This window comes from Halotalea alkalilenta, assembly GCF_001648175.1.
In the GTDB taxonomy this organism is placed as follows: domain Bacteria; phylum Pseudomonadota; class Gammaproteobacteria; order Pseudomonadales; family Halomonadaceae; genus Halotalea; species Halotalea alkalilenta_A.
Genome location: NZ_CP015243.1, coordinates 3,698,843 through 3,712,271, shown reverse-complemented (window position 1 = coordinate 3,712,271; position 13,429 = coordinate 3,698,843). Strand labels below are relative to the sequence as shown.

The 13,429-nt window shown below is 64.3% G+C and carries 14 protein-coding genes; 10 read left to right on the top strand and 4 right to left on the bottom strand.

The annotated features are described in order from the left end of the window. Positions 1-8: 8 nt before the first annotated feature. From A5892_RS16620 to A5892_RS20920, 7 genes are all read left to right on the top strand, one after another. Entirely contained in the window at positions 9-2,471 is a 2,463-nt protein-coding gene (locus A5892_RS16620) for a TonB-dependent siderophore receptor (protein ID WP_064123741.1), read from the top strand. Positions 2,472-2,638: 167 nt separating this feature from the next. Further along, positions 2,639-2,989: an arsenate reductase (glutaredoxin) gene (gene arsC / locus A5892_RS16615; RefSeq protein WP_064123740.1), complete on the top strand. Its 351-nt coding sequence runs from the start codon at positions 2,639-2,641 to the stop codon at positions 2,987-2,989. Continuing rightward, complete coding sequence (locus A5892_RS16610; protein ID WP_064123739.1) at positions 2,986-3,465, top strand: metallophosphoesterase family protein; 480 nt, start codon at positions 2,986-2,988, stop codon at positions 3,463-3,465. The genes arsC and A5892_RS16610 overlap by 4 nt, the downstream gene beginning before the upstream one ends. A gap of 76 nt (positions 3,466-3,541) precedes the next feature. Beyond that, on the top strand, positions 3,542-3,733 hold the full coding sequence (locus tag A5892_RS16605; protein WP_064123738.1) for a hypothetical protein: 192 nt from the start codon (positions 3,542-3,544) through the stop codon (positions 3,731-3,733). A 432-nt stretch (positions 3,734-4,165) separates the two neighbouring features. Continuing rightward, positions 4,166-4,519: a hypothetical protein gene (locus tag A5892_RS16600; RefSeq protein ID WP_150123584.1), complete on the top strand. Its 354-nt coding sequence runs from the start codon at positions 4,166-4,168 to the stop codon at positions 4,517-4,519. 53 nt (positions 4,520-4,572) lie between these two features. Then, positions 4,573-4,722, top strand: a complete 150-nt coding sequence (locus tag A5892_RS20565) for a hypothetical protein (protein WP_190295627.1) — start codon at positions 4,573-4,575, stop codon at positions 4,720-4,722. 455 nt (positions 4,723-5,177) lie between these two features. Then, positions 5,178-5,312 carry a hypothetical protein gene (locus A5892_RS20920; RefSeq protein WP_263281385.1) on the top strand — a complete coding sequence of 45 codons (135 nt, stop codon included), beginning with the start codon at positions 5,178-5,180 and terminating at the stop codon, positions 5,310-5,312. Between the two features lie 97 nt (positions 5,313-5,409). Here A5892_RS20920 and adhP read toward each other — a convergent pair whose 3' ends face one another. Continuing rightward, the gene (gene adhP, locus A5892_RS16595; protein WP_064123736.1) at positions 5,410-6,438 is read right to left on the bottom strand and encodes an alcohol dehydrogenase AdhP; all 1,029 of its coding nucleotides are present in this window, start codon (positions 6,436-6,438) and stop codon (positions 5,410-5,412) included. A 55-nt stretch (positions 6,439-6,493) separates the two neighbouring features. Then, positions 6,494-8,014 (bottom strand): acetaldehyde dehydrogenase ExaC, encoded by a 1,521-nt coding sequence (gene exaC, locus A5892_RS16590; RefSeq protein WP_064123735.1) that lies wholly within the window; start codon positions 8,012-8,014, stop codon positions 6,494-6,496. A gap of 341 nt (positions 8,015-8,355) precedes the next feature. Here exaC and A5892_RS16585 point away from each other — a divergent pair, with 341 nt between their 5' ends. Further along, entirely contained in the window at positions 8,356-10,281 is a 1,926-nt protein-coding gene (locus A5892_RS16585; RefSeq protein ID WP_064123734.1) for a sigma-54-dependent Fis family transcriptional regulator, read from the top strand. A gap of 87 nt (positions 10,282-10,368) precedes the next feature. Here the strand turns inward: A5892_RS16585 and A5892_RS16580 are convergent, their stop codons facing one another. Beyond that, positions 10,369-10,755, bottom strand: coding sequence for a hypothetical protein (locus A5892_RS16580; protein WP_150123583.1), 387 nt, complete (start codon positions 10,753-10,755; stop codon positions 10,369-10,371). 108 nt (positions 10,756-10,863) lie between these two features. Between A5892_RS16580 and A5892_RS16575 the strand changes: the two genes are divergently transcribed. Together A5892_RS16575 and A5892_RS16570 are read left to right on the top strand one after the other, a co-directional pair. Then, positions 10,864-12,132, top strand: coding sequence for a D-mannose isomerase (locus A5892_RS16575; protein ID WP_064123732.1), 1,269 nt, complete (start codon positions 10,864-10,866; stop codon positions 12,130-12,132). A 137-nt stretch (positions 12,133-12,269) separates the two neighbouring features. Continuing rightward, entirely contained in the window at positions 12,270-12,539 is a 270-nt protein-coding gene (locus A5892_RS16570) for a DksA/TraR family C4-type zinc finger protein (protein WP_064123731.1), read from the top strand. Positions 12,540-12,618: 79 nt separating this feature from the next. On the opposite strand, the gene A5892_RS16565 is transcribed toward A5892_RS16570, so the two are convergent. Continuing rightward, entirely contained in the window at positions 12,619-13,353 is a 735-nt protein-coding gene (locus A5892_RS16565) for a tellurite resistance TerB family protein (RefSeq protein WP_064123730.1), read from the bottom strand. Between the last annotated feature and the right edge of the window lie 76 nt (positions 13,354-13,429).

Genomic DNA, 13,429 nt, shown 5'->3' with positions numbered 1-13,429 from the left:
GAACGGCCATGAAGCCATCGGAGCATTCGCTCTGCGCGCGGTTCAAGACGCCGCGCGGTTTTACACGTTGGATGACGACCAGCGCCTTGACGGCCGGTTCGCTGGCAGCGGTGATAGTCGCCGCGGACGCTTTGGCTCAGTCGCCGGGGGCGCCTGCGTCTCGTGGGGATGCCTCCGCGCGCCAGGCCGCAGAGGGGCAGAGGCGCTTTTCGATTCCCGCTCAGCCTTTGAGCGATGCGCTTGCCGCATTCGGTCGCCAGGCCGGTTTGCAAGTCAGCGCCGACGCTGGGCTCGTCGCCGGCGTTTCGGCCGCGGCGGTGGACGGCGTGATGGCACCCAGCGAGGCGCTCGATCGCCTGCTCTCGGGAACCGGCCTGGCCTGGCATCGTTTCGATGGCGACACGGTGACGCTTTCGAGCAGGCCGGTGACACAAGAAAACGCCGCACTGTCGACGCTGACCGTGGTCGGGTCGAGGATGCCGAGCGAGTGGGCGCCGGTCGACGGCTACCGCGCAGTCTCCAGCGCCACCGCGACCAAGACCAACACTGCGCTGCGCGACATACCGCAGTCGATCCAGGTGATTCCCAGGAAGCTGCTCGAGGACCGGCAGGTCATCCAGCTCTCCGAGGCGGTGGAGTCGGTCTCGAGCGTCCAGCAGTCGTCCACGTCGGGTAACCGTGCCGAGTCGTTCCGGATCAGAGGGTTCGACACCCCCGGCTACGCTATCGACGGGGTCATGCTCAATCCCGTTGGCGACCGGCCTGAGACCTTCCTCGACATGGCCAATGTCGAGCGCGTCGAAGTGCTGAAAGGACCGGCATCCGCGCTTTATGGTCGTGCCCAGCCGGGGGGACTGATCAACATCGTCACTCGCCGTCCCTCCGATACCTTCGAAGGAGACGCCACTGTTCAAGCGGGCAGCGAGGCCTTTCGCCGTGCGGAAGGTTCGATCAGCGGCCCGATCGATGCCGGCGGCGAGCTGACCGGCAGACTCACCGGTGCGACACAGCGCGAGGATGGCTTTCGCGGGCCGGCCGCGGCGCGAAGCGAGCGCCAGTTGGCCAGCCTCGCGTTGCGCTGGAGCGCAAGCCAAGCCACGACTTTCACCTTCGGCATCGACCATACCGAGCAGGAAACACCCTTCGACCGTGGCCTGATCGTCACCGCCGACAATGCGGTGAGCCTGCCCAGGGACCGGTTCCTTGCCGAGTCATGGTCACGAGTCGAGGCACGCAAGACGCGTTTCTCTTTCGGCGCCGAGCACCTCGCCAACGACTGGCTCACTCTGCGCGGCACTGTTCGCTACGACGACGCGAAGGTGCGCGACACGGGGATCGATTTTCGCGGTCTCGAAGACGACGGCAGGACGCTCAACCGGCGCTACACCGACCGCATCGAGGACTCGACCAACCTGGTGGCGCAGTTCGAAGGGATCGCGACCTTCGACGTCGCGGGCATGACCCATCGCCTGCTCGGCGGGGTCGAGTATGCGAAGTCGCGCATGGACTTTCTTTCCTATCGGGCCAACATCGATCCGATCGACATATACACCCCGGTCTATGGCGCGGTGCGGCCCGCGGCGAGCCTGAACTCCGACTACACCGAGGATATCGAGCTCTATTCCCTCTTCGCCCAGGACCAGATCGATCTCTCCTCGCAATGGAAACTGCTCGCTGGGCTGCGCTATGACCAGGTCAGGCAGACCATGGAGCAGCGCGCCGGCACGAGCGATCCTGACATCGACGATGGCTCGATGACCGGAAGGCTGGGCATCGTCTACCAGCCCATCACGCCGCTGTCGCTGTATGCGAGCTTTTCGCAGAGTTTCAGCCCGCAGAGCGGCATGGCCCAGGATGGCGCCGCGCTGATCCCGGAGGAGGGCGAGCAGCTCGAGCTTGGTCTCAAGGCCGATCTCATCGCCGACCGGCTCTCGCTGACCACCTCGATGTTCCAGATCACCAAGCAGAACGTCGCCACCAGCGATCCGCGCAATCCCGATGCGGATTACTCGCTGCAAACGGGCGAGCAGCGGGTCCGGGGAGTCGAGCTGGACATCATTGGCCAGCTCACTCCCGGTTGGGAGGTCGTCGCGTCGGCTGCCTATCTCGATGCGCGGATCACCGAGGACGAGACCCTCGAGATCGGCAATCGCCTGACCGGCGTGCCGCTTTGGAGCAGCAGCCTGTGGAGCACCTACGAGTTCCAGAGCGGGCGCCTGGCGGGACTGAGCCTGGGCGGCGGCGTCACCACGGTGGGAAGCCGCAAGGGGGATCTCGACAACAGCTACCAGGTGGACGGCTATCAGCGCTTCGATGCCACGCTCGGCTATCCGCTTAGCGAGCATGTCGAACTCTCGCTGACCGCGAAGAATCTTACCGACGAGGAGTACATCGCGACCCCTGTCAGCCGTACCGAGAACCATCCCGGCGCTCCTCGCAGTCTGATCATGGCGGTGCGGGCGAGTTTCTGAGCCAGCGTCGCCACGCCTCGCCGCCGTGTGAAGGACGTGCACGGCGGCGATTGCGCAGCCCAAGGACCGACTTTGCCTTTCATCGTAGGGGAGAAGCGGTGCCCCGATGGGTCGCGCCAGCGTGATACGCTGGTCCGCCTCGTTCCCGACCAACCTGGAGCCCGGCAATGCAGGTCACCCTCTATCACAACGGCCGCTGTGGCACCTCGCGCAAGGTGCTCGACAAGCTTCGCGCCGCGGGCATCGAGCCTGCAATCGTCGAATATTTGAAAACCCCGCTCGATCACGTGGCGATCGAGGCGTTGCTCGAGCGTCTGGAGCTTCCCGCACGCGGCCTGCTGCGTACCAAGGAGGCGCTCTATCGCGAGCTTGGGTTGGACGATCCGGCGCTCGACGATGCGGCGCTTATCGAGGCGATGGTGGCACACCCGATCCTGATCGAACGGCCGATCGTAGTCTGCGACCGAGGCGCCCGGATCTGCCGCCCCGCCGAGACGCTCGACGCCCTGCTCGGATGAGTCCCGCCAATGCTGAGTCGGTCACTCTCGGGGTGATCGCCGACACCCATGGCCTGCTGCGCGCGGAGGCGCTCGAGGCGCTGGCCGGGGTCGATGCGATCGTGCATGCGGGCGATATCGGTCCGCCTGAGCTGCTCGCGCGACTCGAGTGTATCGCGCCACTGCACGTCGTTCGCGGCAATGTCGATCGAGACGCCTGGTGCGATTCGTTGCCGGTCAGCCTGACGCTCGAATTCGCCGGCCAGCGGCTGCATATGCGCCATATCCTTGCCGAGCTGGATATCGACCCGGTGCGGGAAGGCATTGCCGTGGTCGTCAGCGGGCATTCGCACAAACCATCGATCGAAACCCGCCAAGGGGTGCTCTATCTCAATCCCGGCAGTGCTGGACCGCGTCGTTTCCGGCTGCCGATCACGCTGGCCAGGCTCGAACTGAGCCGCGCCACCGCCAACGCGACGCTGGTCGAGCTTTGTTGACGTGCCATCGGTGGCGTCTTGGCGCTATGCTTGGGCCACGGCGACGTCGCCGCGTCACGGATGAATGGGAGCGTGCATGACCACGTACCGTGTTTTCAGTGAGGATCGCTCGGTCGATCTGTTGGTCGAAGCCGAAAACGAACGCGATGCCCTCAATCAAGCCGCACGCGAGAAAGGGTACTCGAGTCACACCCAGATGTGCCGTGACCATGGAGAGGAGTCGGGGGAGGCGGTACTCAAAGCGGTCGAAGTCGAAGTAGGCGATTGATTCGCTGCCATCGAGCGGCAGATGACGCGCCGCCTTCGGGCGGCGCGTGGGATATTGCCTTCAGCCGGCTTGCTGCTTCTTGCGCTTGGCGAGCGCCCGCAGCAGCGGATTGTCGGTGGCCAGTCGGCGAAGCTGACGGAGCTCTTCTTCGGACAGCCATTTCTTCGGTGCGCGCATGGCATTTCCTCCTCTTTGTGCATCCACTTCAGCTTACTCTTCCAGTATTGCCAAATTTTGACCCTGCGCCAGTGGGGACGGATTCTTTTTTAGCTATCTCGCCAGACCCATCGATATCTTTCGCTTCGCGTGTTCGCCACCCCTCCTTCGCCTAGGGTGAGGGCTTGCTCTATCGCTACCACGCCAAAGTCTTGGGCACGGCTTGCAGTAGGGGGAACTATACTTCGCGAACACGCGTAGTACGGGGGGCGAGCGATGAATAGATGGTCGATGGGTGCGCTGCTGCTCGTGGTCAGTGTGCCGCTGGCTGCGCAGGGACTGACTCCCACCGCCTATGTGCAGGCGCTGATCGCACCGCTTTCGGTAGCGGCCGACCTGGGACGCAACTGCCGCGCGGCGATCTCCTCCGGCGGTGATGCAGCGGTCTGCGAGCGTTTTCGGCGCTCCGTGCGTCATCTCTCGAGCGAACAGCAACAGATCGAACGACACTCGCCCCGGCCGGTCGACACGTCGAGCGTCGCGCCTGAGTTGATGGCACGCTTCGATGAGCTGTCGCGTGAGCTCCAAGACGATGTGAACTATCTGCGTGCCTATGAGCAGAGCCAGTGAAGGAAATGACCAGATCCATTTCCGGCCGCAAAAGCCGGATCAAGGAGGGAGCGATGCAGAGTGAATACGAGATTCGAGCGATAAAAGGGGGCTGGGTGCTGGTCGAAGTCAGCGACAACGAGGATATCGAGATCGAGCGTTTCGAGGATCGCCAGGACGCCCAGACGCTCAAGCAGGAGCTCGAGACTCAGCAGAATTCATAGCTTTCAAGCGTCAGGTAAGTACGCCCTGTTCTACCCGTCATACCCAGCCGGGCTAAACCGGCTCGGCTGGCCGATATCTCCGGTCGGGCCGTTCGCGGCCCGCCCGGCGAATCCGATCAAAGCTGCGCTGGATCTGGTCGAGACCGCCAAAGAGAGAGGTGTCGCTTTCCCGGCTCATCGTGGCTTTCGATGATCCCCGCCATTTCTACGAGTCATCGGATATTGCCATTATCGCGACGGTGATGGCGCTCTCGCTCGTCTATTTTGTTGGTATGAGTCGAGCGATCTTTATAGCTCGATGATTGTTTTGACCATCTTATTGGCGATACGAGCGAGGGTGGTAAATCCGCATATTATGAATGGATATAAAATCGGAAAATTCCCACAGTGCACTCGAGGTAGGATGCCGACGGTTTAGTGGTTGACCAGCCAGCGAAGGATGGCGAGGAGCCTATATGCAGCAGTCCGAAGAGCAGCAGTGGGTGTTACGTCTCGATGCGATTCTGAGTGAAGCCGAAAGCGACGAGGAGATCGAGCGGATGCTCGAGCTGCTCGACCAGTGGGCCGACGAACAGCTATCGGTCTCGTAAGTCGCAGGCGCGTACCTGCAACGAGCGAGGCGGCCATCAGGCCGCCTCGGTGAGCGATCTTCGCCGATCGGCGTGGGATCGTTCGATGCGCAGAGTGTCAGGCGTTCAGGTCGAGCACGATACGCCCGTTGATCTTGCCCTCGTGCATGCTCGCGAAGATATCGTTGATGTCTTCGAGCTTGCCCGGCGCCACGGTGGCCTTGACCTTGCCGTCGCCGGCGAAGTCGAGCGCCTCCTGGAGATCGAGACGGGTGCCGACGATCGAACCGCGCACGGTGGTGCCATTGAGCACCATGTCGAAGATCGATAGCGAGAACTCGCCCGGGGGCAGCCCGTTGAGGGTGATGGTGCCGCCACGCCGGGTGATCCCCATCGCCTGCTGGAAGGCGATCGGCGAGACTGCGGTGACCAGCGCGCCGTGAGCGCCGCCTATCTCGCTCTTGGCGAATTTGGCCGGATCGGTGACCCGGGCGTTGACCGTAAGATCGGCGCCAAGCGACTTGGCCAGGTCGAGCTTCGCGTCATCGACGTCCACCGCGATCACGTTGAGTCCCATCGCCTTGGCATACTGCACCGCGACGTGGCCGAGACCGCCGATCCCCGAGATCGCCACCCACTGACCGGGTTTGGTTTCGGTCATCTTCAGGCCTTTGTAGACCGTCACCCCGGCGCAGAGAATTGGCGCGATCTCGATGAAATCGGAGCCGGCCGGCAGGTGGCCGACGTAATTGGCGTCGGCCAGCGCATACTGGGCGAAGCCGCCGTTGACCGAGTAGCCGCCGTTCTGCTGCTTCTCGCAGAGTGTTTCCCAGCCGCCGAGACAGTGTTCGCAGTGGCCGCAGGCGGAATAGAGCCACGGGATGCCGACCCGATCGCCTTCCTTGATGTGGCTGACGCCAGCGCCTACCGCGACGACGTTGCCGACGCCTTCGTGACCGGGGATGAACGGCGGGTTGGGTTTCACCGGCCAATCACCTTCGGCGGCATGAAGATCGGTGTGGCAGACGCCGCAGGCCTCGATCTTGACCAGCAGCTCACCGGGGCCGGGGCGGGGAACCTCGACCTCCTCGATCACCAGCGGTTGGCCGAACTCGCGTACTACCGCGGCTTTCATTGTCTTGTCCATTGCACTCTCTCCTAGGTTTCTCTGCTTCGGGGCGCTTCGCTTGCTCGAGGGCGGATCAAAATAGACCTATCGGCTTGGGGTCGTAACTCACGAGTAAATTCTTGGTCTGCTGGTAATGATCAAGGATCATCTTGTGGGTCTCGCGACCGATCCCCGATTTCTTGTAGCCGCCGAAAGCCGCGTGGGCCGGATATAGATGATAGCAGTTGGTCCACACGCGTCCGGCCTGGATGGCGCGGCCCATGCGATAGGCGCGGTTGATGTCGCGAGTCCAGACCCCGGCGCCGAGACCGAACTCGGTATCGTTGGCGATGGCGAGCGCTTCCGCCTCGTCTTCGAAAGTGGCGATCGCCACCACTGGGCCGAAGATCTCCTCCTGGAACACCCGCATCTTGTTGCTGCCCTTGAGCAGCGTCGGCTGGATGTAATAGCCCTTGGAGAGACTGCCCTCGAGCCGTTCGGCGCGGCCGCCCGAAAGCAGCTCAGCCCCTTCGCCGCGTGCGATCTCGAGATACGACATGATCTTGTCGAACTGCTGTTCCGAGGCCTGTGCGCCGACCATCGTCTCGGTGTCGAGGGGGTCACCGCGCTTGATCGTGGCGACCTTGTCGAGCACCCGCTGCATGAAGGAGTCGTAGATCGAGGATTGGATTAATGCGCGAGAGGGGCAGGTGCAGACTTCGCCCTGGTTGAAAAAGCCGAGCACCAGCCCTTCGGCGGCCTTCTCGATGAAGCTGTCCTCGGCCTGCATGATGTCTTCGAAGAAGATGTTCGGCGACTTGCCGCCGAGTTCGACGGTGCTCGGGATGATGTTCTCCGCCGCGCAGTGGAGGATGTGGGAACCCACTGGGGTGGAGCCGGTGAAGGCGATCTTGGCGATGCGCTTGCTGGTCGCCAGCGCCTCGCCAGCCTCCCTGCCAAAGCCATGGACGATGTTGAGCGTCCCGGCCGGGAGCAGGTCATTGACGAGCTCCGCGAACAGGGTGATCGACAGCGGCGTCTGCTCGGCGGGCTTGAGCACTACGCAGTTGCCGGCGGCCAGTGCCGGCGCGAGCTTCCAGGCCGCCATCAGCAGCGGGAAGTTCCAAGGGATGATCTGGCCGACCACGCCGAGCGGTTCGTGGAAGTGATAGGCGGTGGTGTACTCGTCGATCTCCGCAAGGCTTCCCTCCTGGGCGCGAATGACACCTGCGAAGTAGCGGAAGTGATCGGCGGCCAGCGGTACATCGGCGTTGAGCGTCTCGCGGATCGGTTTGCCGTTGTCCCAGGTTTCGGCAACGGCGAGCTTTTCGAGATTCTGCTCCATCCGATCGGCGATCGCGAGCAGTATCAGCGAGCGCTGCTGCGGCGACAGCTTGCCCCAGGCCGGCGCCGCGGCGTGAGCGGCATCGAGGGCGCGATCGATATCGGCGGCGCTGGAACGCGGGAACTCAGCGATGTCGTTGCCGGTGACCGGAGAAGAATTGCTGAAGTACTTCCCTTCGATTGGGGCGACGAATTCGCCGCCGATGAAGTTGCCGTAGCGGGAGGCGAATTCGACGATGGCACCGGGTGAGCCGGGGTGAACGTATTGCATGGTGCGCTCCTTAATGCGAATGAAGGTATTTCCGCCAAGATAGGAGCAAAGCCTGGACCAAGAATTTTTTTTCTTTTATTTTCAGATCGTTGTTGCTGTTTTTGCGGTGTGGGGCCTGCCCTTGGGTGTACCTGTGACGTGACGTGGGTGTGACACTTTGTCACGCCCCTGGGGCGGTGCCGACCAATGTCACATTGTTCTCATCGCCTTGCCCGATCATGCTGTTTGAAAACTTGATCGATTTACTGGGAAAATGAACGACGCCGCTGGCGATGCCTGCCGCTTTGGCAACGACCGGGCTCGATTTAAGCGCTTCACCGATTCAGCCGAGGTAGTGGACGATGCACGACTCGACGCCCCACCACGCGCGTCAGGTGTGGGAGGTGGGACAGGACCCCCACGCTTTGCTTGCTTCCAGCACCGATCCCGCGATTGCCCATTCATGGCATCGCTGTCTCGCCGAGCACCGTCTCGATCCTTCTCGCCCCTTGCCGCCCCAAGTGCTCGAATACCATCAGCTGCGCAGCCGTCGCCAGCACCTCGAACCGCTGCTCGAGCTCTCCCGTCATGCGGTAGCCGGGCTCGAACGCACCCTTGGCGAGCGTGGCCAGGCGATCCTGATCACCGATGCCGATGGCGTGATTCTCGAAAGCGCGGTGCACGATGGTGACCGCGACGATTTCATCGCCGCGGGGCTGTGCGAAGGGGCCGATTGGAGCGAGGGATGGGAGGGTACCAACGGCATCGGCACCTGTGTGGTCGAACGCCAGGCGCTGACCATTCACCGCGACGAACACTTCCGCGTCAGGCATACCGTACTGAGCTGCTCGGCGGCACCGATATTCGCGCCCGATCATGCGCTGCTCGCAGTGCTCGACGTCTCCTCGGTGCGTGGTGACGTCCATCGTCATGGTCAGTTCCACGTCACCGCCCAGGTCGCCTTCGCCGCGCGCGCGCTCGAGCATGGCTACTTCCTGCGCCAGTACGAGGCGCACACGGTGCTGCGTTTTCGCACGGTGCCGGGGCTGCTCGGCATGTACTGCGAGGGCCTGATCGCCCTCGACGGCGCCGGACGAGTGCTGGCGATCAATCGCACGGCCTGCGAGCTGCTCCATCGCAGCCGCGAGCGGCTGCTCGGTGCATCGGTGACGGCGATCTTCAGCTTCGGCGCTGGCGCGCAGGACGAGCTCGAGAGCGGCCAGGAGCTGCTGATCCATGACCTCGATGGTCGCGCATTCAAGCTGATTCGTGCCCGCGGCGCGCGCGCAAGGATCGAGCGGCGTCCGCCCAGGACCGCGAGGCTACCGGTTGCCCCTGAATCGCTCGAAGCCCCCGCGGTGCCGGGACTCTATTGGCGAGATCCCTCGCTGCTCGCCGAGCTCTCTCGGGCCAGGCGGGTCTACGAGCACGACATCCCGCTGTTGCTCCAGGGCGAGACCGGCACCGGCAAAGAGGCGTTCGCGCGTACGCTGCACCAGAGCGCGTCGCGGGCGGATGCGCCGTTCATCGCGCTGAACTGCGCTGCCATCCCCGAGGCGCTGATCGAGAGCGAGCTGTTCGGCTATCGCGGCGGCAGCTTCACCGGGGCGCGGCGCGAAGGGATGCGCGGCAAGCTGCTCGAAGCCAACGGCGGCACCTTGTTCCTCGACGAGATCGGCGACATGCCTTTAGGGCTGCAGACCCGGCTGCTGCGGGTGCTGGAGGAGCGCCAGGTCACTCCGCTGGGTGGCGAACCCTGTGCCCTCGACGTACGCATCGTCGCCGCCAGCCTGCATGATCTGGGGGAACGGGTCGCGACCGGCGCTTTCCGTGAGGACCTGTTCTATCGACTCAGTGGATTGAGCATTCGGCTGCCGCCGCTGCGCGAGCGCGCCGATCGCGAGGCGCTCATTGATGGTTTGCTCGCCGAGTTCGCCGCCGGACGGCCGCTCGAGCTGGATACCGAGGCCCGGCGCGCACTGCTTTGCCACCCCTGGCCTGGCAATGTGCGTCAGCTACGCAACCAGCTGCGGACCCTGGCCGCGCTCGATGACGATGGGGTGATCTCGTTCGACGAGCTGCCGCTGGAGCTGCGCGAGAGGGGACGACGCGCTGCCCCCGCCCCGGTGCAGGAGGAGGGGGTGCTGGAGAATGCCGAGCGCCGCACGCTGCTCGAGCTGCTCGAACAAAGCCACTGGCAGGTCTCGCGAGTCGCCGAGCGCATCGGGGTGAGCCGCAACACCCTCTATCGCAAGCTGCGCAAGCACGGCATCCAGCGTCCCGCCTGAGGACGGGCGCACGCCCGAGCGTCATCGGCCGGCCTCGGGCGGATCAGCAGTAGAGTATCAGCACACCCAGCGGATGGATCGACAGCATCAGCACGCCTTCGAAGCCGATGCTGCCCAGCCTTTCGCCTGCCGGATCGTCAGTCCCGCGAGCAGCATCGCAGTCGTTAGCAAAGACCGCGCGGTTACCAGCAGTTCGTCGTTGCCAGCGGCGCGATAGAGCGAGCCGCCTTGGTAGGCGAGATCGCCGATCGCCGGCCAGGGTTCGTCGATTCGAATATCGAGGGAACCGATCAGCGGGATCGCTGTCTTAATCAAGTATGCATGGACGCTTATGCCAGGGACGGAGCGGGCATGGAGCTCGAACATAGGATGTAGCGCTGCACAAGACGACAGGCCTGCGAGGGCCTGTCGTCTTTTCGGCTGTACGCTGCGCTCTTCGGCCGTCTGGCCAAGGCGCTGCGCGAGGAGGCTCAACCCTGATCCTGTCTAGGCAGGTTGAGCGTGCCGCCAGCGATCGCTTCGCGGCATGAACCTCATCCCCGCCCCTGGAGGGGCGTCTCAACGGCAGGAGGCCTGGGCGGTATGAGCACAGCATCGAATTTCATCACTCCGCTACGCGGCAGTTGGCTCGACGCACCGTCGCACCATCACTGGCTCGAGAACGAAGGCCAGAGGCTGCTTGCGTTCTATCGCAATGCGCGCCACGAACAGGGTGGTTTCGCGCCGCTCGACGTAAACGGCGAACTGGCCGAGGACGCGCGTCCCGATACCGTGATCACCGCCCGGATCACCCACTGTTTCGCGCTCGCGACGATGCGCGGCGAACCCGGAGCGGCACTGCTTGCCGCGCATGGGATAGCGGCGCTGAGCGGGGAACTGCGTGACCATCGGTACGGTGGCTGGTACGTAGAGCTGCCGGGGCCAGACAGCGACGACGCCAAGCAGGCCTACGTGCACGTCTTCGTCGCGCTCGCCGCTTCGAGCGCCGTCCAGGCGGGGATCGAAGGTGCCAAGGCGCTGCTCGATCAGGCGCTCGAAGTGATCGAGACCCGCTTCTGGTCGGATGAAGAGGGCCGCCTGCGAGAGAACCATTCGCGTGACTGGAGCGAGCAGGAGGCCTATCGCGGCGGCAACAGCAACATGCACGCCACCGAGCTGTTCCTCCAGCTCGCCGATGTGCTCGATGAGGACAAGTGGCGCCATCGGGCGCTGTCGATCGTCACCCGCCTGATCCACCAGCACGCGCGTGCAAACGGGTATCTTTTGGTCGAGCACTTCGATTCCGGCTGGCAGGAGTGGCGCGATTACAATCGCGACAAGCCGACCGACGACTTCCGCCCTTATGGCGTCACCCCTGGGCACGCCTGTGAGTGGTCACGGCTGCTGCTGCACCTCGAGGCCGCACTGCTGCGCCACGGCGAGCAGGCGCCCGGCTGGCTGCTCGAAGACGCCATCGGCCTGTTCCATGCGGGGCTCGAGCACGGCTGGCAGGTGGATGGCGAGCCGGGGCTGATCTATACCCACGATTGGGACACCGCACCTGTGGTCCACCAGCGCCTCCACTGGACCGTGGCCGAGGCCTGCGCCGCCGCCAGTGCGTTGCTCAAGCGCACCGGTGATCGCGCCTTCGAGGATTGGTATCGGCGGCTGTGGGACTACATCGATCGTTACTTCATCGATCGCCGCCAGGGTAGCTGGTGGCATGAACTCGATCGCCACAACCGTCCGGCAAGCGAGGTATGGAGCGGCAAGCCTGATCTCTACCACGCCTATCAGCTGACCCTGGTGCCACGGTTGCCGCTGGCGCCGACCATCGCCCGCGCGATCGCCGAGGGCGGCGCTGGGTCTTAGCTTAGCGCGAACGGCGAAGGTCCTTGGCTTGCCAGTCAGCCTCGGCGCCCCCATCTTCACTCGAAGAGACGTGGTTTTGCATAGCTTGGAATCTACTCCAGCCCCCACCTGTCGTGGTGCGCTGGGAGGAGGATGAGATGGCCAACGGTTGGGCGCGCGATGGCGCGGTGCAGGATCAGATCGACAGTACCGTCGAGGACGGCGTGAGTGCCGCTCGTCAGCGCTTGGCGCACAGCGGCCCGAGTCTCACTCACTGCGAGGAGTGTGACGAGCCGATACCACAGGCGCGGCGAGAGGCGGTGCCCGGGGTGCGGCTGTGCATCGAATGCCAGGCCAAGTGGGACCGTCGCCAGCAGTATGACTCGGGCTACAACCGGCGTGGCAGCAAGGACAGCCAGCTGCGCTGAATTGGCGGGTGAGTGGATGGAAACGACCAGGGGCGCCGCGAGGCGCCCCTGGTCGTCAAGACTCATAGCCGGAGAAGGCTCAGGCCGCCGTGCGTGCCTGGCGTTCGATCTCGCTGGCCACTGCAGGGTCCAGCGCCAGCGCTGAGGCCAGGCGGTCGAGCCAGGCGCGCTCCTGCGGGTTCTCCTCGTCGACCACCGCGACGCTTGCGAGGTAGATCTCACGCGCGGCCTGAGGAGAATCCGCCTGCCGCGCGAGCGCCTCTGCGTCGAGCGGCGCCTGGAGCTGCTCGATCAGCCAGCCGTTGAGCTGCTGGTCGGCGCCGGCGGCCTCGAAGTGCTGGGTGATCAGCGCTCGCTCCTGGTCGTCGATATGTCCATCCGCGCGCGCAGCCATGATGATCGCCTGGAGGATCTCCTGGCTACGCCGTTCCTGGGCTTCGCCTTCAAGCGCCTCGATCGGCTGGCCTTCTCCGCTTGAGGGCTGCGAGGTATCGGCGCGATTGGCCTGGGCGTTTTGCCATGCCTTCCAGGCCAGCCCGCCGACCGCGGCGATGGCGCCGAGCTTCAGCGCCTTGCCTCCCATGCTGCGTCCGCGCTTGGAGCCGAGCAGCAAGCCCAGTCCTCCACCGCCGAGCAGGCTCTTCACATCGAGCCCGCCCAGCGCGCTTCCCCCCGTCGAGCCCTTGGCACCGCCCAGCCCTAGGCCCTCGACCACCCGGCCGAGGTCGAAGCCGCCGCCTTGGCTATCGCTACCTTGCCGGCGGGCCCCGGAGGCCTGGCGCATCAGTTGATCGAGAATCTGCTTGGCATTCATCGCATGGCTCCTTGTCGTTCGACTTCGCCCCGCGCAGCGGGGCGCCATATCAATGGACAAGCTCGAGGTGGAAACA